This window comes from Luteitalea sp., assembly GCA_009377605.1.
Classification (GTDB): Bacteria; Acidobacteriota; Vicinamibacteria; order Vicinamibacterales; family Vicinamibacteraceae; genus WHTT01.
The window spans coordinates 15,439-37,027 of sequence record WHTT01000031.1; the positions used below are offsets into that span (position 1 = coordinate 15,439).

At 65.0% G+C, this 21,589-nt stretch carries 20 protein-coding genes; 11 read left to right on the plus strand and 9 right to left on the minus strand.

Going from position 1 to position 21,589, the window contains the following annotated elements:
- Positions 1–4: 4 nt before the first annotated feature.
- From GEV06_12380 to GEV06_12415, 8 genes are all read left to right on the plus strand, one after another.
- Positions 5–511: a periplasmic heavy metal sensor gene (locus tag GEV06_12380; GenBank protein MPZ18694.1), complete on the plus strand. Its 507-nt coding sequence runs from the start codon at positions 5–7 to the stop codon at positions 509–511.
- The gene (locus GEV06_12385) at positions 508–2,334 is read left to right on the plus strand and encodes a hypothetical protein (GenBank protein ID MPZ18695.1); all 1,827 of its coding nucleotides are present in this window, start codon (positions 508–510) and stop codon (positions 2,332–2,334) included. The genes GEV06_12380 and GEV06_12385 overlap by 4 nt, the downstream gene beginning before the upstream one ends.
- Entirely contained in the window at positions 2,331–3,596 is a 1,266-nt protein-coding gene (locus tag GEV06_12390) for an efflux RND transporter periplasmic adaptor subunit (protein MPZ18696.1), read from the plus strand. The genes GEV06_12385 and GEV06_12390 overlap by 4 nt, the downstream gene beginning before the upstream one ends.
- Positions 3,597–3,640: 44 nt before the next feature.
- Entirely contained in the window at positions 3,641–6,826 is a 3,186-nt protein-coding gene (locus GEV06_12395; protein MPZ18697.1) for an MMPL family transporter, read from the plus strand.
- A 264-nt stretch (positions 6,827–7,090) separates the two neighbouring features.
- A complete protein-coding gene (locus GEV06_12400; GenBank protein MPZ18698.1) occupies positions 7,091–8,152 on the plus strand; it encodes a hypothetical protein in 1,062 nt (353 codons plus the stop codon).
- Entirely contained in the window at positions 8,149–9,279 is a 1,131-nt protein-coding gene (locus GEV06_12405; protein ID MPZ18699.1) for a hypothetical protein, read from the plus strand. The genes GEV06_12400 and GEV06_12405 overlap by 4 nt, the downstream gene beginning before the upstream one ends.
- Before the next feature lie 170 nt (positions 9,280–9,449).
- Positions 9,450–9,728, plus strand: coding sequence for a hypothetical protein (locus tag GEV06_12410; GenBank protein ID MPZ18700.1), 279 nt, complete (start codon positions 9,450–9,452; stop codon positions 9,726–9,728).
- Positions 9,728–10,108, plus strand: a complete 381-nt coding sequence (locus tag GEV06_12415) for a PIN domain-containing protein (protein MPZ18701.1) — start codon at positions 9,728–9,730, stop codon at positions 10,106–10,108. The genes GEV06_12410 and GEV06_12415 overlap by 1 nt, the downstream gene beginning before the upstream one ends.
- A gap of 58 nt (positions 10,109–10,166) precedes the next feature.
- Here the strand turns inward: GEV06_12415 and folK are convergent, their stop codons facing one another.
- The 6 genes from folK to GEV06_12445 form a co-directional block, all read right to left on the minus strand.
- Positions 10,167–10,703: a 2-amino-4-hydroxy-6-hydroxymethyldihydropteridine diphosphokinase gene (folK, locus tag GEV06_12420; protein MPZ18702.1), complete on the minus strand. Its 537-nt coding sequence runs from the start codon at positions 10,701–10,703 to the stop codon at positions 10,167–10,169.
- Positions 10,704–11,195, minus strand: coding sequence for a hypothetical protein (locus GEV06_12425; GenBank protein MPZ18703.1), 492 nt, complete (start codon positions 11,193–11,195; stop codon positions 10,704–10,706).
- Positions 11,192–11,527: a hypothetical protein gene (locus tag GEV06_12430; GenBank protein MPZ18704.1), complete on the minus strand. Its 336-nt coding sequence runs from the start codon at positions 11,525–11,527 to the stop codon at positions 11,192–11,194. The genes GEV06_12425 and GEV06_12430 overlap by 4 nt, the downstream gene beginning before the upstream one ends.
- 99 nt (positions 11,528–11,626) lie before the next feature.
- Positions 11,627–14,233 (minus strand): FtsX-like permease family protein, encoded by a 2,607-nt coding sequence (locus tag GEV06_12435; protein ID MPZ18705.1) that lies wholly within the window; start codon positions 14,231–14,233, stop codon positions 11,627–11,629.
- Between the two features lie 197 nt (positions 14,234–14,430).
- Positions 14,431–15,135, minus strand: coding sequence for an ATP-binding cassette domain-containing protein (locus GEV06_12440; GenBank protein ID MPZ18706.1), 705 nt, complete (start codon positions 15,133–15,135; stop codon positions 14,431–14,433).
- Positions 15,132–15,947 carry an arylesterase gene (locus GEV06_12445; protein ID MPZ18707.1) on the minus strand — a complete coding sequence of 272 codons (816 nt, stop codon included), beginning with the start codon at positions 15,945–15,947 and terminating at the stop codon, positions 15,132–15,134. The genes GEV06_12440 and GEV06_12445 overlap by 4 nt, the downstream gene beginning before the upstream one ends.
- 37 nt (positions 15,948–15,984) lie before the next feature.
- On the opposite strand from GEV06_12445, the gene GEV06_12450 reads away from it, so the two are divergent.
- The 3 genes from GEV06_12450 to GEV06_12460 are packed head-to-tail and all read left to right on the plus strand — an operon-like array spanning position 15,985 to position 19,606.
- The gene (locus GEV06_12450; GenBank protein MPZ18708.1) at positions 15,985–16,746 is read left to right on the plus strand and encodes a DUF1080 domain-containing protein; all 762 of its coding nucleotides are present in this window, start codon (positions 15,985–15,987) and stop codon (positions 16,744–16,746) included.
- Between the two features lie 42 nt (positions 16,747–16,788).
- Positions 16,789–18,348 (plus strand): histidine ammonia-lyase, encoded by a 1,560-nt coding sequence (locus GEV06_12455; GenBank protein MPZ18709.1) that lies wholly within the window; start codon positions 16,789–16,791, stop codon positions 18,346–18,348.
- 22 nt (positions 18,349–18,370) lie between these two features.
- Positions 18,371–19,606 carry an imidazolonepropionase gene (locus GEV06_12460; protein MPZ18710.1) on the plus strand — a complete coding sequence of 412 codons (1,236 nt, stop codon included), beginning with the start codon at positions 18,371–18,373 and terminating at the stop codon, positions 19,604–19,606.
- A gap of 36 nt (positions 19,607–19,642) precedes the next feature.
- On the opposite strand, the gene GEV06_12465 is transcribed toward GEV06_12460, so the two are convergent.
- From GEV06_12465 to GEV06_12475, 3 genes are all read right to left on the minus strand, one after another.
- Positions 19,643–20,050 (minus strand): PIN domain-containing protein, encoded by a 408-nt coding sequence (locus GEV06_12465; GenBank protein ID MPZ18711.1) that lies wholly within the window; start codon positions 20,048–20,050, stop codon positions 19,643–19,645.
- Positions 20,043–20,294 carry a PhdYeFM domain-containing protein gene (locus tag GEV06_12470; GenBank protein MPZ18712.1) on the minus strand — a complete coding sequence of 84 codons (252 nt, stop codon included), beginning with the start codon at positions 20,292–20,294 and terminating at the stop codon, positions 20,043–20,045. Before GEV06_12470 ends, GEV06_12465 begins: the two co-directional genes overlap by 8 nt.
- Positions 20,295–20,367: 73 nt before the next feature.
- Positions 20,368–21,540 (minus strand): kynureninase, encoded by a 1,173-nt coding sequence (locus GEV06_12475; protein MPZ18713.1) that lies wholly within the window; start codon positions 21,538–21,540, stop codon positions 20,368–20,370.
- Positions 21,541–21,589 lie beyond the last annotated feature (49 nt).

Below are 21,589 nucleotides of genomic sequence, written 5' to 3' on the forward strand. Positions count from 1 at the left end.
GCGCATGCCGCGCCGTTGGATCATCTCATTTCTGCTCATCGTTGCGTTCGTTGTTGGCGCCCCACGTCTGGCGGTGGAGCTGAAGGCGGGCTGTGCCCTGCCTGAGCATCCCGCTGCGGGAGCGCTCGAGGAAAAGCAGGCACGCAAGTGGTGGCGATGGGACCTCTGTCAGGCAGAAATCGGTCTCACCGACAAGCAATCTGACAAGCTCGAAGGGATTTTTCAGAGCCTCTTGCCGGATCTGCACCGCCTGAAGGAGGACCTCGATCAACGCGAGACCCATCTCTCGACCTTACTCGTCGAGGGAACGAAAGAGGCCAAGGTACGCGAGGCGATCGATCACGTCGAGGAATCGAGGAGCGAGCTGGGTCGCACCCGCGCGCTGATGCTCTATCGGATGTACAAGGTCCTCAGCCCCGACCAACGCCGAAAGCTCAAGGCGTTCTGGGAACGCCGCGAGAAGGAACAAGAGAGCTCCCAGGATCCCCCCAGCGCTCGGAGGCAGCTGTGAGGTTCCGATACCTCGTGTGCGCCGCTGCGCTCACCGGGGTTGTCGGGCTCGAGACCGCCGGCAACGCCACAGCGCAAACGACTCAGCCCGGCGCGCTCGGCGAACGCGCCCTGCCAGCATCGGACGCCCGTGTCGAGGAGCTGTTGGCGGAAGTGCGCGCACGGCAGTTGGCCCCGAGCCAACCAGAACTGGGCCAACCGGCAACGCCTGACACACCGGTCGTCGACCTTCGGCTGGACGAAGCGGTCAGCCTTGCGCTCGAGAACAACCCGACGATCGCCGCCGAACGGCTGAACCCGCGGCTCGAAGAGCTCAGCCTGGCCGGCCTGCGCAGCAACTACCGGCCGGTCCTCCAGACGACGATCACCCAGAACAACACGGTGCAACTGCCGCGGAATCAGCTCACGGGCGGCGAACGTGTCACGGATGACACGCAGACCTACACGTTTGGTGCGGACCAGGCACTACCCTGGGGCGGTGGTGGCTTCCAACTCTCGTGGCTGAACCGCCGACAAGAGTCCTCGAGCGAGTTCAATACATTCAATCCGCAGTACAACTCGTCGCTCGAGGCCGTGCTGACGCAGCCCTTGCTTCGCAACTTCCGGACCGATACCACGCGGACCGAGATTGAGCTCACGCAGATCAACCGGGACGTCGCAAATGTGCAGTTGCGAGCCACGTTGACGAACACCGCCGCCGACGTTCGCAACGCGTACTGGGATCTGGTCTACGGCATTCAGGCCGTAGAGGTGGCGAAGCAATCGCTCGCGCTCGCGCAGAAACTGGTCGAGGACAACCAGGCACGCGTCGAGGTCGGCGCCATGGCGCCGCTCGACGTGGTCCAGGCAGAAGCGGAAGCGGCGGCTCGTCGCCAGACGCTGGCGCAGGCGAGGGCCACACACCGGATCGCCGAGCTGTCGCTCAAGCGCTTGATCGTCACGGGAACGAGTGATCCGCGTTGGCACGCCCGACTCAATCCTGTCGACCAACCGAGCGTCAGCAAGCAGGACGTGGATGTCACCGTCGCGCTGAAGAATGCGCTCGGAAGCCGTACGGATCTTGCAGAGGCACGCCGCGGTCTGGAGGCCACGGATCTCACCACGCGTCTCTATAAGAACCAGTCGTTGCCGGCGGTGGACTTGGTGGCATCGTATGGGCTCCAAGGTATTGGCGGGACGCAAATCCTTCGCGACGGTGGCCTCGGCGGCGACGTGTCCGAAACGATCCCTGGCGACTTTGGGGACGCGCTTCGACGGATGACCGGCCGCGACTTCCCCACCTGGAACATCGAGCTCCAACTGAGCTATCCGATCGGGCCGAATCCTGCGGCCGCGAGCCACCAGCGCGCCCGTCTCCAGCGACAACAAGCTGAGATGGAACTGAAGGCGCTCGAGCTACAGGTCGCGACCGAGGTTACGAATGCGGCGCTGCAGGTGGAAAGCGCACTCGAGCAGGTGGACGCGGCAGAGGCCGCGCGGGAGCTGGCTCAACAGCGGCTCGATGCCGAGCAAACCCGGTTCGATGTGGGGCTCTCGACGGCGTTTTTCGTCGTGCAGGCGCAGCGCGATCTCGCCGATGCGGCCAATGTCGAGTTGCGCGGGGTGCTCGACTATCGCAGGGCGCTGGTGGAGCTCGAGCGCGTTCAGCTCGCGCCCGGCGGCAGTCTGTCGTTTGGCCCCTCGGGCGCCGGTGGCTTCGCCGCTGGCGGCGGTGGAGGCGCCGCAGGAACGGCGGGGCTCGGCGGTGGTAGTGGGGCGGCCGGAGGCGGTACCGGGGGTGCCGGAGGCGGCGGCGCGGCGGGCAATGGCCCTTCGCCTCAATGAGGGCCAAGAAGGCCGGTATAAGACATAGAACCGTCATGCGGAAGTTTCTCATCGCCTTCGCGCTCTTCGTCGCGGTGGCAGCAGGCGTCTTCTTCTATAGCCGCTCTGGCGCTCCTGCATCGGAGCGCCAACCGACGGGGGGGCGCGGCGGGAGGATGGGCGGCGAGCGTCCCACCCCGACCGTCGAGCTGGGAGCCGTCACGCGTGGCGAGATCAGCGCCAACTTGACCGTCGTCGGCAACCTGGTTGGCGCGCAGACCGTCGACGTCGGGCCGAAGGTAAGCGGCCGCCTAGAGGCTGTGGACGTCCGTATCGGCGATTCTGTGCGGCGCGGTCAGCGCTTGGCGCTCGTCGAGGACCGCGAGCTGCAAGAGCAGGTGCGACAGCAGGAGTCGGCCTACGAGGTGGCCCAGGCCACGATTCGGCAACGCGAGGCGGACCTGGGCGTCGCGGAATCGAACGCGCGGCGGTCGCGCAGTTTGTTCGAGCGCAAGATTCTCGCCCAACAGGCGCTCGAGGATGCCGAAGCTGCGGCACAGTCGGCGCGGGCGCAGCTCGACCTCGCGCGAGCGCAGTACTCTCAGGCGGGCTCTCGGCTCGAAGAGCTGCGGATTACCCTCGCCAACACCCGTGTGGTCTCGCCGGTCCATGGATTCGTCGGGAAGCGTTACCTCGATCCGGGTGTCCAGGTTTCCCCCGCGGGCCCCATTGTCTCCGTCGTGGACATCAGCCTCGTACGTCTCGTCGTGAATCTCGTGGAACGGGACCTCCGGCGGGTGCAACCTGGCGTGCCCGCGGTGGTCCAGGTGGACGCGTATCCCGGAGAAGCCTTCAAGGGTCGCGTGGCACGCCTCGCGCCCGTGCTGGATCCGGCAACGCGCACCGCGCAGATGGAGGTCGAGGTCCCGAATTCGGACTCGCGGCTGAAGCCTGGGATGTACGCCCGGGTCAGTCTGCAGACCGCGCATAGTCAAGATGCTCTCGTGGTGCCCAGAAACGCGGTGGTCGACCAGGAGGGCCGACGCGGCGTGTTCCTGGTGAACGAGCGGACGGCGCGCTTCACCGAGATTCGCACGGGCATCGAGGAACCCCAGCGAGTCGAGGTGGTGAGCGGCCTGAGCGAAGGCCAGCAGGTCGTCACAACCGGCGCGGCGGGCCTCCGGCACGGTGACGCGGTGCAGGTGGCCGACCAGCGAAGCGGCAACGGAACGTCTCGAGCTGAAAACAGGCCGACAGCACGGAAGCCACGCAGTGAAGACTGAGGGCCGCCTCGAGCCTTGACAAGGAACCAGCACTAGGAGCTCCCATGAGCATCCCACGCCTCGCCATCCACCGTCCTGTCACCGTCTTCATGCTCTGTAGCGTCGTCCTGCTGCTCGGCTCGGTGGCCCTTCTTCGCTTGCCCGTTGATCTGATGCCGGATCTCGAGATGCCGAGCCTGACGATCCGGGTCAACTACGAGGGCGTCGGGCCGCGCGAAATCGAGGAATCGATCACTCGGCCGATCGAGCGATCCGTCGCGGCCGTGGCTGGCCTCGATCAGATCAATTCGAGCTCGAACGAGGGCAGCAGCCAGGTGCGCCTCAACTTCACGTGGGGCACCGACATCGACGTCGCCGCCGACGATGTGCGTGCCCGGCTCGATCGCGTGCGGGGCCAGCTTCCAGAGGATGCCGACGCGCCCACGCTCTACAAGTTCGACTCGTCGCAGTTCCCAATTGTCTTCATTGCGGTCGCTGGCGACTTCGATCCGGTGACGCTGCGCGAGCTCACGGAGAACGATCTCATGCCGCGCTTCGAGCGCATCTCGGGTGTCGCGGCGGTTGAGGTGCGGGGCGGCCTCGCCCGACAGATTCTCGTCGAGCTCTCGCGCGAAAAGACGACGGCGCTCGGACTCCCGGTCGATCAGGTGGTCCAGCTCCTCCAGAGCGAGAATCAGAACGTCCCGATCGGCGAAATCGACGAAGGCGACCTCACGTATCTCCTTCGCAGCCCAGGCCAGTTCACGGATCTGGACGACATTCGCAATATTGCCGTGATGACGCGCGGTGGCGTCTCGTCAGCGACGCCGCAGACGGCGTCGTCTGGTTTCGGCGTCCCGGTCTACCTGCGCGATGTGGCCGAGGTGCGCGACGGGACCGAGGATCGGCGCTCCTACGTGACGCTCGATGGAAAACCTGGCATCCGCCTGACCATCACGAAGCAGTCTGGCGAGAACACGGTCGCCGTGGCCGAGAGGATCAGCGCGGAGGTCGAGCGCATCAACCGCGAGATGCCAAGCGTCAATTTGCGGATCACGCGCGATATGTCGATCTTCATCCAGCAGTCGATTGCCGCGGTGCGCGAGGCGGTGCTGCTCGGCTCCGTGCTGGTCGTCCTGATCATCTTCATCTTCCTGCGAAGCTTTCGCTCGACGCTGATCATCTGCGTGTCGATCCCGATCTCGATCATCGGCACGTTTGCGTTGCTCTATTTCGGTGGCTACACGCTGAACACGATGACCTTCGGGGGGCTCGCGCTCGGGGTGGGCATGATCGTCGACGCCTCGATCGTGGTGCTCGAGAACGCCCAGCGGCACATGGAACTGGGCAAGGATCGCGTGCAGGCGGCCATCGATGGCAGCGAGGAAATGTGGTCGGCAATCGTGGCCTCCACGCTGACCCACATCGCCGTCTTCGTGCCGCTCTTCTTCCTCGCCGGCTTCTCGAGCATCCTCTTCAGGCAGCTCTCGGTCGTGGTGATCTTCTCGCTCATGATGTCGCTGTTCGTGGCGGTGACGCTCGTGCCGGTGCTCTGCGCGCTGCTGCTGAAGGCGCCCGTCAAGGGCGAGGCGCGTCGCGGGTGGTCCGGCCGCATGTTCGAGACGAGCGAGCGGTGGCTCCAGCGCGTCGATGACGGCTACCGAGGCTTCCTGCATCGTGCGCTCGCTCACCGGCCGACGGTGCTCGCCACCGGAACAGGCCTGTTCGTCCTTGCCCTCTTCATCCTGCCGCTGCTCTCCTTCGAGCTGATGCCGCAGACCGATGAGGGTGAGGTCGATGTCGACATCGAGCTGCCCGTGGGCACGCGCATCGAGCGGACCGAACAGGTCCTGATCCAGATGGAACAGATGGTTCGAGAGGCGGTCCCGGAGGCGATAAGCCTTTTCACGGAAGGCGGCGGTGGCGGATGGCGGGGCGGCTCGACGCACGAGGGTGAGATCGAAATCCAGCTGACCCGCAAGGAGGAGCGATCGCGCTCCAGCGAGGAGATCGCACAGGCGCTGCGGCGAGAGCTGTCGGGCCTCCCCGGCGTGGAGGTGCGTGCCCGCGCTTCGGGCGGCAATTTTGCGCTGAACCGTATCCTGGGCGACCAGGCCGAATCCCGTCTCTCGCTCGAGATTCGCGGGTACGATCTCGAGGACGCCAGGCGCCTATCCTTGGCGGCCCGGGACGCCATGCAGACCCTTCCAGGCATTACCGACGTCCGTATCGACCGCGAGGAGGGGCGTCCCGAGATGGCGATTCGGGTCGACCGTGACAAGGCAGCCACACTCGGCATGGGGGTGGGGCAGGTTGCCGACACGCTGCAGACCAACATCGCTGGTAGACAGGCGGCCTTCTATCGCGAGCGCGGCGAGGAGTACCCGATTATCGTGCGTCTTCGCGAAGAGGACCGGCGGCGCGTGACCGACGTGGGCGACGTGCTCGTCACGACCCCGTCCGGGAGCATCGTCCAAGCAAAGAACCTCCTGAACCTGCAGCCCGACGCTGGTCCTACCGAGATCGACCGGAAGAATCAGCAGCGGATCACCACCGTGAACGCGGAGATCGAGGTGCCGCTCAGCGAAGCCGTTTCCCGCGTCCGGGAGATCCTGCCTCGGCTCGATATTCCGCACGACTTCACGGTGGGATTTGGTGCGGAGCTCGAGGAGCAGCAGAAGACGTTCCGGCAGCTCCAGTTGTTGCTCGTGCTCGCGATTCTCCTGGTCTATGCGGTGATGGCATCGCAGTACGAGTCGCTCCGCGATCCGTTCATCATCATGTTCTCCGTCCCGCTCGCGGCGATTGGCGTTGTCGGCATCCTGTGGCTCACCAACACAGCGTTCAGCTTGCAAGCGTTCATTGGGGCCATCATGCTGGCGGGCATCGTGGTGAACAACGCCATTCTGCTCGTGGACTACACCATCACGCTCCGGCGCAGAGACAAGGTGCCGCTGCGTGAAGCCGTGGAGCTCGCTGGCCGCACACGACTCCGGCCCATCTTGATCACCACCCTCACGACCGTCCTCGGTCTCGTGCCCATGTCGCTCGGCTATGGTGAGGGCGCCGAGCTACAGGCCCCCCTCGCGCGCGTGGTGATTGGCGGGCTCATCACGTCCACGCTCATCACGCTGGTGTTCGTGCCAACGCTGTACACCATCTTCGAGGAAGGCTTCAGGGGCTTGCGCCGAGCGCCTGGCCGGGAGCCTGCAGCGCAAGCGCCCGAGGTGGCGGTCGGCAGGCGCGCGTAACCACAGAGGACACGAAGGGTACGAAGGACACAAAGATTTCACCACGAAGGACACGAAGAGCACGAAGAAACCAATTGGATTTTCTTCTTCGTGAACTTCGTGTCCTTCGTGGTTGATCCTTCGTGTCCTCAGTGGTGAACTTTCGTGGTCTTCGCGGTTCGCCGGCACCACGCCCTTCCCCTTGCTGCTACAATCTTTCCCCATTGCCCACCCCGTGCACGATGAAGCGTGTACGGCCAATCCAATCGTGTCATAAGGAGAACCATGCGAAGGGTGTGGACTCGCCTTCTGCTGTGTGGGTGTTCGCTTGCCTGGCCGCTTGCGGCTCAAGCTCAACTGACAACGGGGACGATTGCTGGTGCGGTAACCGACGATTCCGGCGCTATCCTGCCGGGCGTGAGTGTCACGGTGGAGAGCGATCGGCTCATCGGCGGTTCGCGAAGCACGATCACGGATGATCGCGGCGAGTACCGTTTCGACAATCTCGTCCCAGGGACGTACGCGCTGCGCTTCGAGCTCACCAGCTTCAAGGCCGTGGAGCGCGAGGAGATTCGCATTGCGGCAGGCTTCGTGGCCACCGTCGACATGGTGCTCGAGCTCGGTGATTTGGAGGAGACCGTCACGGTCAGTGGCGCGGCACCGGTCATCGACACGAGGTCGAACGTGCAGCAGACGATCATGAATCAAGAGCTGCTCGAGGAGATCCCAACCGGGCGCGACGTCTGGTCGGTGGGTAAGCTCATTCCGGGCGTCACGGTGGCGACCTATGATGTGGGCGGCACACAGGGCATGCAGCAAAGCGCCGTGTCTGCGCACGGCTCGCGCTCCGACGACAAGACCTTCGCGATCGACGGTCTCGCGGTGAACTGGCCCGGCGGCGGGGGTGGCTCCACGATGGTCTATTACGACCAGGGCATGTTCGAGGAGGTGAACTATCAGACGTCGGCCATTCCCGCCGAGATTGCCATCGGCGGCATCCACATGAACATGGTCACCAAGTCCGGGGGAAACACGTGGCGCGGGGATGCACGTTACTACTGGGCCGATGACAGCCTCCAGGCGGAGAACTTCGACCAGGTCAGCGAACAGTTCGACTTCCCCGGTGGCAACCCCATCACGGAGCAGTACGACCTCAACGCGACGCTCGCAGGCCCCGTCGTGCGCGACCGTATTTGGTTCTTCGGGTCGTACCGGCGATGGAAGGTCGATAAAGAGCTGCTCGCCGTCTTCAATTCGGATGGGACGAACGCCATCGACGATAACCTGATCTGGAACGGCTCTGGCAAGCTCACGATTCAGCCACGGGCTGGATCCCGCAGCAAGTGAGCCCGGCCGGGACGTGGGTTCCCGAGCGGCAGCTCGAGCGCCGAGACGTCTACGAGCAGTGGATGCCGGTTTGGCGCGCTGGCGTTGTCTACGACCTCTTTGGCGACGGGCGCACTGCAATCAAGGGTAACTATAGTCGGTACGGCTTCCAGGTCGGGATCGACCATGTCACGCAGATACATCCCTTCACGCTCACGCTCGCCAACATCCCCTGGTCCGACCTCAACGGCGACGACTTTCCGCAGACCGGCGAGCTTGGCACGTTCGAGGGCTTTGCGGGGGCGGCGACCACACGGTATGCAGATGCCGACGGGCCCGACTGGGGCTACTCGGACGAAATCACCGCCGGCATCGAACATCAGCTCCTGGGCGACATTCGTGTCGGCGCCATGTACCACCATCGGACGAATCGCAAGAATATCGGCTTCCGGAACGCGGCGGTGCCTCCCGACGCCTATGTACCCACCGAGATCGCTGATCCCCTCGGCGGGGGGACGCTAACGTTCTACAACCTCGATCCCGAGTTTCTCGGCCTGCAAGACAATGTCCGGGAGAACATCCCGCTCTTGGACACCGACTACGACGGTATCGAGGTAACCGCAGCGAAGCGATTCGCAGATCGGTGGCAGCTGTTGTTCGGCTATACCTTCGGCACCAACGAGGGAGGCATCGACCTCGGAGACTTCAACGATCCCAACAACCTGATCAACCAGCAAGGCAAGGTCGCCAACGACTCCACGCACAGTTTCAAGGTGGCCGGAACCTGGGTGATCCCGCGGGCGGAGATCTCGCTCAGCAGCAGCCTCGTGCGCAACACGGGATATCCGAGGCAACCGACCTATCAGATCAATCGCGAGATCTACCCAGACCTCACGCGGTCCACGCAGAACCTGCGGCTCCTCCCGCGAGGTGAGCTACGGGTGCCCGATGTGACAATGATCGATCTCCGAATCTCGCGACCGTTCCGCTTCGGCACGACGACACTCGAGCCGCAGCTCGATATCTTCAACGCCACCAATGCCGACACGATCGTGGGCGTGGTCGACCAGATCGGCTCGCGCTACGGCTTCCCAACGGAGATTCTGGCGCCCCGCCTCGTGCGCGTTGGTCTTGTCATTCGATTCTAAGGGCGAGAAGCTGTCTTAAAGCCGGCTCCTGAAGTTCGACGTCGACTCGTGGCGAGTGATGGAAGGAAAGCTCACGCCGCGAGCACGAAAGGCGCTCGACACACTTCGGGAGGAGGGAGCACCGTTCACGAGTGGCATCCAGCAGCCTGTATATATGGTAATATGTCGATATGGTCAAAGCGACCTTCACGCTCGATGACGAGACGATGCAGACGATCCGGGCCATCGCGGAACGCAAGAAGAAGGCGCAGAGTCTCGTCGTTCGTGAGGCGATCGCTGTCTACGCTAGCCGAGAGGAGAAGCTCAGTGACGAGGAGCGTGCGCGGAAGCTGCGCGTGATCGACAATCTGATGTCGCGAGCTCCCACGCGCCCGCAGGCCGAGGTGGACGAGGAGTTGCGCGAGATCCGCCGCGGCCGACGGCTCGGGTGGCGGCGGCCGGCAGAGTGATGTTGGTTCATCTGGATACATCGCTGCTGGTCGATGCCTTTACTGGGACTGGACGTTCCCTGGAAGCCCTCCGCACGGCGACAGCAGACGGTGACGTCATCACCTTCTCGACCATCGTGTTGTACGAGTGGCTTCGTGGACCGAGGGCAGAAGGCGAGAAGGAAGCGGTCGACCAGTTCTTCGCGTCTGACATGCTCGCGGTCTTTGGTGCGCGTGAGGCAGAGCGCGCTGCGGCGCTGTACCGACAGGTGAAGCGAGCGCGGCAGCGCCAGGCCGACCTCGCGATCGCCGCATGCGCCCTCGAGCATAGTGCCTGCCTCTGGACACTCAATCGCGCGGACTTCGACGACATCTCGGAGCTCACACTCTATGAACGGTAGAGATGGGATCCGCGTGGCCGGAGTGAAGAGAAAGACAGTTATTCTCCTCATATTATGATTAGAATGCGCTTCTAATCTGGCCCCTCGCCTTCCCGTGAGCGTGGAGGCGAGCGCGCAGCTCGGCCACCGTCATGCCGGTAATCGGATCGAGCCAGTCGGAGGCGATCTCACTCAGGGGATCGAGCACGAACAGGCGCTCGCGAAAGCGCGCGTGTGGCACGTGTAGCCCTGGCTCCTCGACGATATAGCTGCCAAAGAGAATGAGATCGAGATCGAGAGTGCGTGGCGCGTAAGAGTGCGGCGCAGCTCCGGCCATCGCCTGCGGTGTCGTCTTGTCGGGGCGCGACCGACCGCGTTCTTGCTCGACTTGGAGCAGGAAACCCAGGAGCTCTCGAGGGCCAAGCGCGGTTACGCCGACGACGGCGCTGTTGAGGAAGTCTGGTTGCGGCTCGTCTCCTACCGCCTTCGTCTCATGAACCGAGGAGGCGGTGAGGTGCGACAGATGCTCGGGCAAGCGCGCCCGCGCGTATTCGAGATGGGCACGACGGTCACCGAGGTTGCTCCCCAGCGCAATGGCGACGCGGGACAACCGCATCTACTCCATCCATCGAACCGGTAATACTCCGCCGCCAGTCGTTGCACCCCCTCGCCGACGACCGAGCAGGTCATCGCGGCCTGCGAGCGCCTGCTCGAAGAAGCGGCGATGCTCGACCACCTCGCCGAGGATGACCTTCAACATGTTGCGGTGTCGGGCATGCGAAAGATCTTCGACGCGCGGGGCCCAGCGCTCGACGAATGCCGTCTGCTGTTGCAGATCTCCCTCGATCACCGCGCGCTGGCGTGCCTCAGCCTTGCCCACCTGCGGCACGGCAAGCGGCTCGAATGTGCTGGGCACCTCGCCGCCGAGATCCCGCAAGGCGGTCTGCAGCCACGTCAAGTGGGTCTCCTCCCGGGCGACGATGTACTGGTAGGTGTTGTTGATCTCGTAGTCGCCTACCGCCTGCGCGCCCTTGACGTGTCGATCGAACAGCGCCAGTCGCTCGCGGTAGAAGTCCTGAAGCAATGAAAGGAGCTCGGTCGGCTTCACGCGTTTTGCTTTTCCTTGCAGGTAATGCAGACGCGTGTCCAGGGAATGGCCTGCAACCGCGCAGCAGAAATGGCCTGACCACAGTCTCGGCAGACGCCGTACGTCCCCTTCTCGATGCGCGCAAGCGCTTCTTCGATGGCTTGCAGGATCTTGGCGTCGGTCTGCTTGAGCCTGAGCTGGATGTGCACCTCGTTGTTGCCGGTGGCTTGATCCGCGAGGTCGCCCTGCCGCGAGTTCACGTCCATCGATGCGTGCAGCACCCGAAGCCCGCCGGCCGAAAGCAGCTCGCTCCGCTTCTTGAGGAGCATCTCCTGGAGATCCACAACTTCCATCGACGTTCGGTACCTCAGACCGCGCCCATCTCGCGCGCGTTAACCGCAGATCATAGCACGGCCGCGCAATCAGGGATCCACCGAAGCCCAGGGCGAGCGCTACTCGGCACGTAACACACCGAGCGGCCGGCCGCGCAGCACGTTGATGCTCGCAACGATGCCGACCGCGCCCACACCGCACGCCACCAAGAGGATCGTCCCCAAGACGTGGGCCGGGAGGAAGCGCCACGGCAAGTCGAACACCTGCTCGGTGACGAACCAACTCAGGATACAGGCGCCCAGGGCGCCAACCGTCCCCGCGAGCGCCCCAAGCGTCACGTACTCCACGGCGAGCATCGCGGCGACCGTGCGTCCGCTCGCGCCAAGGGTCTTGAGGATCGCCGCCTCGTAGAGGCGCTGGAACTTGGTCATGGCAACGGCACCGATGAGAATCAGCAGCCCCGACGCCAACGCGAGGCCACCGACCACGGAGACGGCCAGCGTGATGTTCGACACGATCTGCCGCAGTGTGTGCAGCACCTCACGAACGTCCACGGCGGACACGTTGGGAAACGCCGTGATGAGATCGCGCTGGAACCTCGCGCGGGCAAGCGCGTCCCCGGGAGCCCGCAGCACGCCCAGATACCAGTGCGGCGCGCCTTCCAGGGCGCCAGGGCGGAAGACGAACATGAATCCGCCGTTGCGTGCATCGCTCCAATCGACCTCCCGCACGCTGGTGACGCGTGCGGCAACGACACGGCCCACCACGTCGAAGCGGACGACATCTCCGAGCTCGAGACCGTCCTCCCGCACGTTCTCTTCGATAGACACTTCCGGCAAAGCGCCCCGCTGCACTGGCCAGAACTCCCCTGCGACGACGCGTTCGTTCGACGCGAGGCGATCACGATACGTCACCGTGTACTCACGCGACGGGCCGCCGCGCTCCCGTACCTCCTCCGGGCTCTCGGCCTCTATCCGGCGGCCGCGGATGCCGACGACACGCGCGCGCAACACCGGGAGGAGCTGGATCTCGCCATCGAGCCGCCAGCGCCGCACGAACGCCTCCACCCCAGGGACCTGATCCTCCTGCACATCGATCAGGAACATGTCCGGCGCGTCGCTGCGCAGCTCCAGCGCCAGCTCGCGCAGCAGGTTCACCTCGACCAGGCGCACGCCGAGAATAAAGAACGTCCCGACCCCGACAGCGAGCAGGATCACGCGTGTTTGGTTGCCCGGACGGCTGACGGCGAGGACGGCGTGCCGCAGTGGAAACCAGGTGCTCGACGCCAACGGCTGCACCACGCGGACGAGCAGGCTGCCAGCCGCCCCCAACGCCAGCGTCACGCCCACGAATCCGAGCGAGACGGCTGCACCCACGCGCAGCGATCCAGCTTGCCATGCGGCAAGCCCTACCAAGCCGGCAACGACGACAGCAGCAACCGCGGCCTGCGTAACGTCGACGCCCGCCAGGCGCGCACGCCAGGCCTTCGCCACACCAGCCGGCGTCAGCCGCGTGTCCGCGCTCCGCGCCGTCTGGGACGCCAGCGACAGCCGGGCCGCCTCATCGCGCAGGAGTAGCAGCGGTTTCACACGGCGCACCTCCAGCAGCGGCACGAGCGCGAACAGCAGCGAGACCAGGACGCCCACGCCGCCAGCTTGCAACGCGGCCCCCCACGTCAGGCCGAAGCTAATGGACTGCAGGTCGGGAACAACGCTACGAGGCACGAACGGTACGGCAAGAGCGGCCATGCCCACGCCGCACGCGCTTCCGATCACCGCCAGCAATGCCACCTGGGTGACATACACGGCCAGCACTTGAGCGCTCCCCGCGCCAAGGCACTTCAGCACGGCGATGCTTTTGAGCTTCTGGCGCACGAACACACGCGTGACACTCCACACGCCAACGCCCCCGAGCACCACCATGACGAACCCCACGAGGCTCAGGTAGTTCTCGCTGGTCTCCAGTCGATCGCCGATCCGATCCTCAGTGCCGCGATATGAACGGACCGACGCGAGCGCCGGCCTGAGCAGGTCGCGAAGCGCGCTCTCCAGTGACGCCAACGACTCATCTGGAACGCGCAGGCGCGTGAGGTAACGTGCGCGACTGCCACGCCCCAGCAGATCGATCGTGAGGAAGTCCGCGCGGTCGATCAGCACGCGCGGCCCCAACGTGAAGCCGCCAAGACGGCGGCCCGGCTCTGAGCGCAGCACGCCGCGGATCTCGAATGTTCCACGGCCAATCACGATCTGCTCGCCGACCTCGACCCCGAGCTGCACGAGCAGCTCCGGCCGCACGAGGGCGCCGTGATCGGCCACGAGCGCGTGCGTGTAGCGCCTGCCGTCGGCAAGAGCTACTGTGCCGTAAAGCGGAAACGCCGCATCGACACCCGCGAGCTCGATCATGCGGGCGATGGCCTTCGCCTCCTCGGCGGGACGCACCATCGTGGCGGTCTCAATGGACTCCGACCGCCCGCCGACCGCCGCCTCATCGAGCAAGCGATCCATGCGATCGCCGAGCGCCGGCCGGAGAGGTTGGTTCGACTGCACGACCAAGTCGCCAGCGGTCAGCGTGCGCGCCTCGCGCGCGATTGCGCCCCGCACGTTTTGAATCACGGATCGCAGTGCGGCAATGGCACCCACGCCAATCGCAACGCAGAGAAAGAAGAACAGCAGTCGGTGCCAGGAGGCCCGCAGCTCACGAACGGTCATCCGGAAGACGAAAAGCATTGGTATTTCAGTGCCGCGGCCGACTATAGGGTGACAAGGTGACGCGGGTGATTGGGTGATTGGGTGATCAGCGTGTTCGAACGGAGTCGGCGCCGTCTTTGGCCTTTGGCCGTGTCCAAGATGGCAACGTCGCTGACCTTCAACCCGATCACCGAGTTACCCTGTCACCCTGTCACCCCCTCACCATGTCACCCCCTTCACCCTGTCCGTCCCGTGACCGCCACCGGCCGCTCCGTCTCCGGCTGTTCCGCTATCCGACCGTCGCGCAAGTTCAATCGGACATCGGCACGCGCGGCGAGCTCGACATCGTGCGTCACGAGCACGAGCGTCGTATCGCGCCGTGCGTGGACGAGGAACAAGAGATCGATGACGTGTCGGCCGTTCTCGGTATCGAGGTTCCCGGTCGGCTCATCAGCCAACAGAATGGGCGGGTCGTTCGCGAGGGCACGTGCGAGCGCCACGCGCTGCTGTTCGCCTCCCGACAGCTGTGACGGATAGTGGTGGCCGCGGTCATCGAGACCAACCTCGCTCAACAGCGCCCGCGCGCGTTCGGCCGCGTCCCGACGGCCCCTGAGCTCAATTGGGACCATGACGTTCTCCACGGCGGTGAGCGACGGCATCAAGTGAAAGAACTGGAACACGAAGCCGATCTTTTCGCCGCGCACGCGCGCCAGCGCATCTTCCGACAAGGCGGTGATCCGCGTGCCGTCCACCCACACATCTCCGGTCGTCGGCTGGTCGAGGCCGGCCATCAAACCGAGCAAGGTCGACTTGCCACTACCGGATGGCCCGACGATCGCCATCGTTTGCCCTGCAGGCACGACGAGATCCAGGGGATGGAGGATCACCAGCGGCCGGCCGCCGCTCGTGACCGTCTTCGAAACGTTGTGCAGCTCAATCATGATGGGGGTGACTTCGCAAGCAGCGGCTCCAGCACCTTCCAGACGTTCCCAGCCACGCGTCTGGCTCCCTCGGCGTTGGGGTGGATGCCGTCTGCCTGATTCAGCGCTGGCACGCCGGCCACGTCCTCGAGCACGAACGGCAGCAAGCGCACACCCGGTGTGCGCGCGAGATCCTGAAATGCGCGGCGGAACTCGGCGGTATAGGAAACGCCGAAGTTGGGCGGCGCCTCCATCCCACACAGCAGCACGTCGATGTCCCGCGCCTGGGCCCGCTCGATGATCGCGCCGAGATTCTGCTTCATCTGCGCCACGGTCAGGCCGCGCAAGCCGTCGTTGCCGCCAAGCTCGAGAACGAGAACGCGCACGTCGCCCTCCAGCACCCAGTCCAGGCGCCGCAAGCCACCAGCCGACGTATCACCGGACACGCCGGCCGCCACCACCTCGAAGTCGTATCCCGCCTCATCGAGCTGTTGCTGCACTACCGCAGGAAACGCTTCGTGCGCCCCAAGGCCCAAGCCTGCCGCGATGCTGTCGCCGAGCACGACAATGCGCGGGCGCCCATCCTGTGGCGGCGCCGTGTCCCGTGCATCTGACGTGGCCGGCTCGGAAGTGAGGGCTGAATCGGTATTGGTGGGATCGGACCGCCCGCGCGTACAGGCGGTCAAGACGAGCAGCAGCGCGGCGGCGGTGAGCAGCGTGCGTGGAGTCTGTCGAGAGCTAATCCGCATCGTCTCGCGTACATTGTGACCCAGCTTGGAAGACGTAGAAACACGAGTGCAGGTTCCCAATGGGTCCAGGTGATCTGCTAGCATAGTCGGCGTTTCTCCAACGGAGCAGAGAGAGGATCCGATGAATCGATGGCTCAACGTCTCGTCAGCGTCTTGCCTCGTCCTGGTGGCCGCAGCAGGTGTCCTCGGCGCGGCCCAGCAAGGTTATGAGCCAACGCCGGGCGAGATTCCGCCACCGGCCGAGGCGGCGCCGGTTGTCACGCCAGGCGAAGGCACGGCAGCGCCCTCCGATGCCATCGTGTTGTTCGACGGCAACGATCTGTCGAGTTGGGCAAGCGAAAAGGGAGAAGGGGCGCCAGGCTGGAAGGTCGAGAGCGGCTACATGGAGGTGGTCAAAGGCGCCGGCGGCATCGCCACCAAACAAGGTTTCGGCGACTGCCAACTCCACATCGAATGGGCGACGCCCGCTGAAGTCGAAGGCGAGAGCCAGGGGCGCGGGAACAGCGGCGTGTTCCTGCAGGGGCGCTACGAGGTGCAAGTCCTCGACGCCTATCAGAACGAGACGTACTTCCATGGCACGGCGGGATCGGTCTACAAACAACACGCACCGCTCGTGAACATGGCGCGAAAGCCGGGTGAATGGCAGACCTACGACATCATCTTTCGCGCGCCCGAGTTTGACAGCAGCGGTGCGGTCACGACGCCCGCCTACGTCACCGTGCTGTGGAACGGTGTGCTCGTGCAGGACCACGTAGAAGTCAAAGGCGGCACAACTCACGAGGGGGCACCGACATACGAGGCACACGACGCGGAGCTGCCCTTGCTACTGCAGGACCATGGGAACCCTGTGCGCTTCCGTAACATCTGGGTCCGCAAGCTTTAGGTAGGGCCGCCTCGCCGAGGCGGCCGATCCGTACACAAGCCGGTGACGAGCTCACCACCCACGTCCCACGACGTCGTGACGCTCGATGGCGGCCGATTGACCATCGACGAGATCGAGCGTGTCGCGCGCCGTGGTGCTTCTGTCCGTCTGGGCGGGACGGCAGCGTCGCGCGTGCGCACCTCACGCCAGCGTGTCGAGGCCGTCCTTCCATCGGAGCGGGTCCTTTACGGAATCAATACCGGCTTTGGTTCCCTCTCACGTGAGCGGATCCCGCACCGCGAGCTGCGCGCGCTGCAGCACAATCTCGTACGGTCGCACGCTGCGGGTGTCGGGCGGGCGCTTCCGGAATCGCTTGTGCGCGCCACGATGCTGATCCTGGCGGCTTCGCTCTGCCGTGGGTATTCTGGCGTTCGCTTCGAGCTAGTCGAGCGCCTTGTCACGCTCCTCAATGGACGCGTGACCCCCATCGTCCCGAGCATCGGCTCGGTTGGTGCCTCTGGAGATCTCGCGCCGCTGGCGCACATCGCGCTGGTGCTCATTGGCGAGGGTCGAGCCACACGCGACGGCAAGGCTGCGGACGCGACGCAGGTGCACGCAGAGCTGAGCATCACGCCCCTCCAGCTCGAAGCCAAAGAGGGTCTCGCGCTCGTCAATGGCACGCATCTGATGGCGGCCGACGCGGCGCTGCTCTGTGCCGACGCCGAGCGGCTGTTCGATGCCGCGCTGATTGCCAATGCGATGTCGAACGACGCAGCAAAGGCCACCGATGCGTTCCTGGATCCGCGTGTCTACGAGGTGCGCGCCCAGGCCGGACCCAGCGCCATTGCGGCCTCGCTCAGATCTTGTCTCGAAGGCTCGACGATCGTCGAATCGCACCGGACCAACGACCCGCGCGTTCAGGATCCATACTCGTTCAGATGTTCCCCGCTGGTGCTCGGGGCGGCCCTGGACGCGTTTCTCTACGTGCGCAGTCGTGTTCGCGACGAGCTCGCCGCCGTGACGGACAATCCGCTCGTCTTTCCGGATGATGGCGTCGTCTCGGCCGGAAGCTTCCACGGCATGCCAGTGGCGCTGCCCCTCGATGTCATGGGCCTGCTGCTCACTCATGTTGCTGGCATCGCCCAACAGCGCGTCTTCGCGCTGCTGGCGGCCCGCGACCCGGAGAGCGGGCTCGTGCCACATCTCAGCCCGAAGCCCGGCCTCTGCTCTGGCCTGATGCTGGCGCAATACACGGCCGCCGCCTGCTGCAACGAGCTCGTCGGCCTGGCGGCGCCAGCCACCGTCGCGAACCTCCAGACGAGCGCCGGCATCGAGGACTACAACTCCTTTGGGCCGCGTGCGGGCGCGAAGGCGCGTCGCGCCCTGGAGCTCACTCGCTGGGTCGTCGCCATCGAGCTCCTCTGTGCCGCCCAGGCGCTGGAGCTCCATCGGCCGCTGCGCTCGGGAGAGGCCGTGGAGCGCGCGTGGCAGGCCGTCCGGACGGTCGTGTCGCCGCTGACAACTGATCGCCCCCTGGGAACAGATATCGAAGCCCTGGCACGACTGGTCGAGGAGGACGTCTTCGCGCTCGGAGAGGCATCACCGTTACGATCAGGGACTTAGGGGTCAAGCCCCCTTGACCCCTATGCCCATACTCGTCAACATCGCGACACTCGCTACCTGCCAAGCGCGGGGCGGTCAGGATTCTATTGGCGCTATCGACAATGCCGCGCTGGTGTGGGCCAGCGAGAGGATTCGTTGGGTCGGACGTGCGGCGGATCTGCCGCCTGAGTTCGCCGGTGAGACACGCGTCGACGCGAAGGGTCGGCTCGTGATACCGGGTCTCGTGGACTGCCACACGCACCTGGCGTTCGCCGGCTCGAGAGCGCGAGAGATTGCGGCGCGGCTGGCTGGCGCCTCCTACATAGATATTGCCCGCGCGGGCGGTGGCATCCAAAGGACGGTGGACGACACACGGGCCGCATCGGGCGCCGACCTCGCCGCGCATGCTCGTGCGCACCTCTGGGCCATGGCGGCACTCGGCGTGACCACCGTCGAGTGCAAGAGCGGGTACGGCTTGGACGTCGACACCGAGCTCCGGCTGCTCGACGTCTACCGCCAATTAAGCGCCGAGGGGCCACTGCGGCTGGTGCCGACATGTCTGGCGGCGCACGTCGTGCCCCGCGAGTCTCGCCACGACCGTCCGGCCTACGTGCGCCTCATCACCGACAGGCTCCTCCCCGTGGTTGCCGAGCGCGGCCTCGCCCAGTTCTGCGACGCCTTCGTCGAAGACTCCGCCTTTACCGTTGATGAAGCGCGCACGGTTCTGACATGTGCCCGCACGCTCGGTCTCGGCGCGAAGCTGCACGCAGATCAGCTCTCGGACGGTGGCGGCGCCGTACTGGCCGCGGAGATCGGAGCGGTCTCGGCCGATCACCTCGAGCACGTCTCGGCGGAAGGCATCGCGAAGCTGGCGGTGGCGGGCGTGACGGCCGTCAGTCTTCCACTGGCTGCACTCTACCTCCGGCAGCATCCCGCGCCAGCACGGCAGCTGATCGAAGCTGGCGTACCCGTTGCGGTTGCGACCGACTTCAATCCCGGAACGGCACCGACCCATCATCTACCTCTTGCTCTGCTGCTGGCCTGCACCATGCAGCACATGACGGCTGACGAAGCGCTGAAGGGCGCAACGCTCTTCGCGGCACGGGCGATAGGCCTGGAACAGGAGATCGGATCTCTCGAAGAGGGCAAGTCCGCGGATTTCGCGATCATCGACGCGCCCGACCACCTCGAGTGGCTCTATCATTTCCGGCCGAATGCTTGTCTCGCGACCTATGTCCGCGGCCGGTGCGTGTTCGGTGGAACGTCGCCCCTGGGCTGATGCCGTGCGCGCGTTGCCCGTCGCTCGAACAACAGCTCAGACGAGCACGACCGTAAGGGCGGACTCGAGCCCTTCGAAATCATCCGAATTGCGGGTGAACAACGGCAGGCCATTGACTGACGCCGTGGCGGCAATCATGAGATCGATGCGGCGCGGTTTCGCACTGCGGCCGGCCGCCAGGGTCAGCGCCACCAGCCTGCCGTAACGGCGCGCGGCATCCGCATCGAAGGATAGCGGAGATGGGTGTGCCGCCTCCATACTCTGGAGTCGCTCTGCTCGTGTCGCGCGTTCCCGCGGATCGTGTGTTAGATGGACGCCTTGTGACAGCTCTGCAAGCGTGATGGCACTGATTGTCGCGCTAACCGGCAGCTTCTCGTCCGGGATGTCGACCAGATCAATGACTACCGACGTGTCGAGCACGCCTCGTGGATGACGCTCAGCCATCGAGTCGATCGTCGTCTCGGAAGAACGCATCTGCCTCAGCCCTCATCTTGAGATAGCTCCCAGTTGGCAGCCCGGCGAGCGCGCGCTTGAGCTGAGTGACGAGCGTGAAGACCTCGGCCGGCAATGGACGAAGCTCAGCGACCTCAACGCCATTACGTGTAACGCGGAAGGTCTCGCCCGCCTCAACGGCATCCATGACGGCTGCGCTGCCGTTGCGTAGCTCTCGCTGACTAATCGTCCTCATACCCTCGATTGTAGCACCGCGTGTACCGCTGGGCTACATGTCGGGCTGAGAGGAACCAAACTTGCGCGGGCATCTATAGAGAAAGCACTTCACCCAGGCGGGCGATCGCTTCGCGGAGTTGATCGTCAGAGAGATACGGCGCCGGGCCCAGCCGCAAGAGGTCGCCGCGCGCGTCTGTGAGCACCCCTCGTGCACGCAGCGCTTCGGCCAGACGGCGAGCCTGAGGTGAACGCAGCGCGAGAAAGCCGGCTCGGCGCTCAGCGGGGATCGGTTCGACGTGGGCGATGCCGGGATCGACATCTAGCCCTTCGAATGCGGTCTGCAGCAGGCCGACCTGATGCAGGCTGATCTCGCGCAGGAGCGCCGGTGTCAGCCTCATCTCAGCGTGGAAGTCGAAGACCGCCGCGGCCCGATACTGTGAGGTCGGATCGTAGGTCGCGCCCGCAAACGTTGCCGCGCCTGCTCCATATCGAACCCAGCCCAACACCGCGCGCTCATCCCGATCTCCGAACTCGCTGAACCAACCGGTGAGCACGGGTCGCAGGCGGCAGTGAGGTGGGATGCGGAGGAACGCGTTGCCTTCCCCGAGCTGGCAGTACTTGTAACCGCCACCGGTGACGAACGCCTCGTCGAGGCGCATCTCACCGATATCGAAGGGAACGGCGTTCAAATGATGGTACGCGTCGACGAACAGGACCGCGCCGTGGCACGTGCACGCCGTCGCAACCGCGTCCAGGTGCGGCACGATTTCGGCGGTCTCGTAGAACACCGACGAGACCAGCGCGCAGGCCGTGCGATCGTCGACTGCAGCGGCCATCCGCTCGGCGACCGTTTCGGCTGGTCGAGCCGGGATCCGCAGGATCTCAAGGCCCGCCTCCTCCAATCGATCGAGCTGCCTCCGTATGCTGTGAAACTCACCATCGGTGGTCACAAGACGCGGCCGTTCCCCAAGCGGGAGCGCAGAGAGCAGCCGCGTGACGAGCTCATGGGTGTTCTGACCGAGCGCGAGCTCGCCGTTGCTATCACCAAGCAGGCGCCTGAAACCTTCTCTGACACGCGAGGCTTGCTCCTCTGCCCTTGGCCACTTCTCGTCCACGAGGTCGGCGGCGTCGAGCCAGGCACGTTGCTGAGCCTCGAAGCCCACGTCCGGCCAGGCTTGATGAGAATGGCCTGTGAGCAGCAGCCGCTCGCTGACACGGAAGCGCGAATAGTGGCGCGCCAGTCGGTTGTCGGACCTGTAGGTCATCGTCGGCTCGATGCCAGCCCGGCGCTCATAGAGACAGAGTCGTCGTCTG

Bases quoted from the DNA above. Each gene is read 5' to 3' on its own strand.
- GEV06_12380 (MPZ18694.1), top strand. From the start codon at position 5: ATGCCGCGCCGTTGGATCATCTCATTTCTGCTCATCGTTGCGTTCGTT.
- GEV06_12390 (MPZ18696.1), top strand. From the start codon at position 2,331: ATGAGGGCCAAGAAGGCCGGTATAAGACATAGAACCGTCATGCGGAAG.
- GEV06_12395 (MPZ18697.1), top strand. From the start codon at position 3,641: ATGAGCATCCCACGCCTCGCCATCCACCGTCCTGTCACCGTCTTCATG.
- GEV06_12400 (MPZ18698.1), top strand. From the start codon at position 7,091: ATGCGAAGGGTGTGGACTCGCCTTCTGCTGTGTGGGTGTTCGCTTGCC.
- GEV06_12410 (MPZ18700.1), top strand. From the start codon at position 9,450: ATGGTCAAAGCGACCTTCACGCTCGATGACGAGACGATGCAGACGATC.
- GEV06_12415 (MPZ18701.1), top strand. From the start codon at position 9,728: ATGTTGGTTCATCTGGATACATCGCTGCTGGTCGATGCCTTTACTGGG.
- folK (MPZ18702.1), bottom strand. From the start codon at position 10,703: ATGCGGTTGTCCCGCGTCGCCATTGCGCTGGGGAGCAACCTCGGTGAC.
- GEV06_12430 (MPZ18704.1), bottom strand. From the start codon at position 11,527: ATGGAAGTTGTGGATCTCCAGGAGATGCTCCTCAAGAAGCGGAGCGAG.
- GEV06_12435 (MPZ18705.1), bottom strand. From the start codon at position 14,233: ATGCTTTTCGTCTTCCGGATGACCGTTCGTGAGCTGCGGGCCTCCTGG.
- GEV06_12440 (MPZ18706.1), bottom strand. From the start codon at position 15,135: ATGATTGAGCTGCACAACGTTTCGAAGACGGTCACGAGCGGCGGCCGG.
- GEV06_12445 (MPZ18707.1), bottom strand. From the start codon at position 15,947: ATGCTAGCAGATCACCTGGACCCATTGGGAACCTGCACTCGTGTTTCT.
- GEV06_12450 (MPZ18708.1), top strand. From the start codon at position 15,985: ATGAATCGATGGCTCAACGTCTCGTCAGCGTCTTGCCTCGTCCTGGTG.
- GEV06_12460 (MPZ18710.1), top strand. From the start codon at position 18,371: ATGCCCATACTCGTCAACATCGCGACACTCGCTACCTGCCAAGCGCGG.
- GEV06_12465 (MPZ18711.1), bottom strand. From the start codon at position 20,050: ATGGCTGAGCGTCATCCACGAGGCGTGCTCGACACGTCGGTAGTCATT.
- GEV06_12470 (MPZ18712.1), bottom strand. From the start codon at position 20,294: ATGAGGACGATTAGTCAGCGAGAGCTACGCAACGGCAGCGCAGCCGTC.
- GEV06_12475 (MPZ18713.1), bottom strand. From the start codon at position 21,540: ATGACCTACAGGTCCGACAACCGACTGGCGCGCCACTATTCGCGCTTC.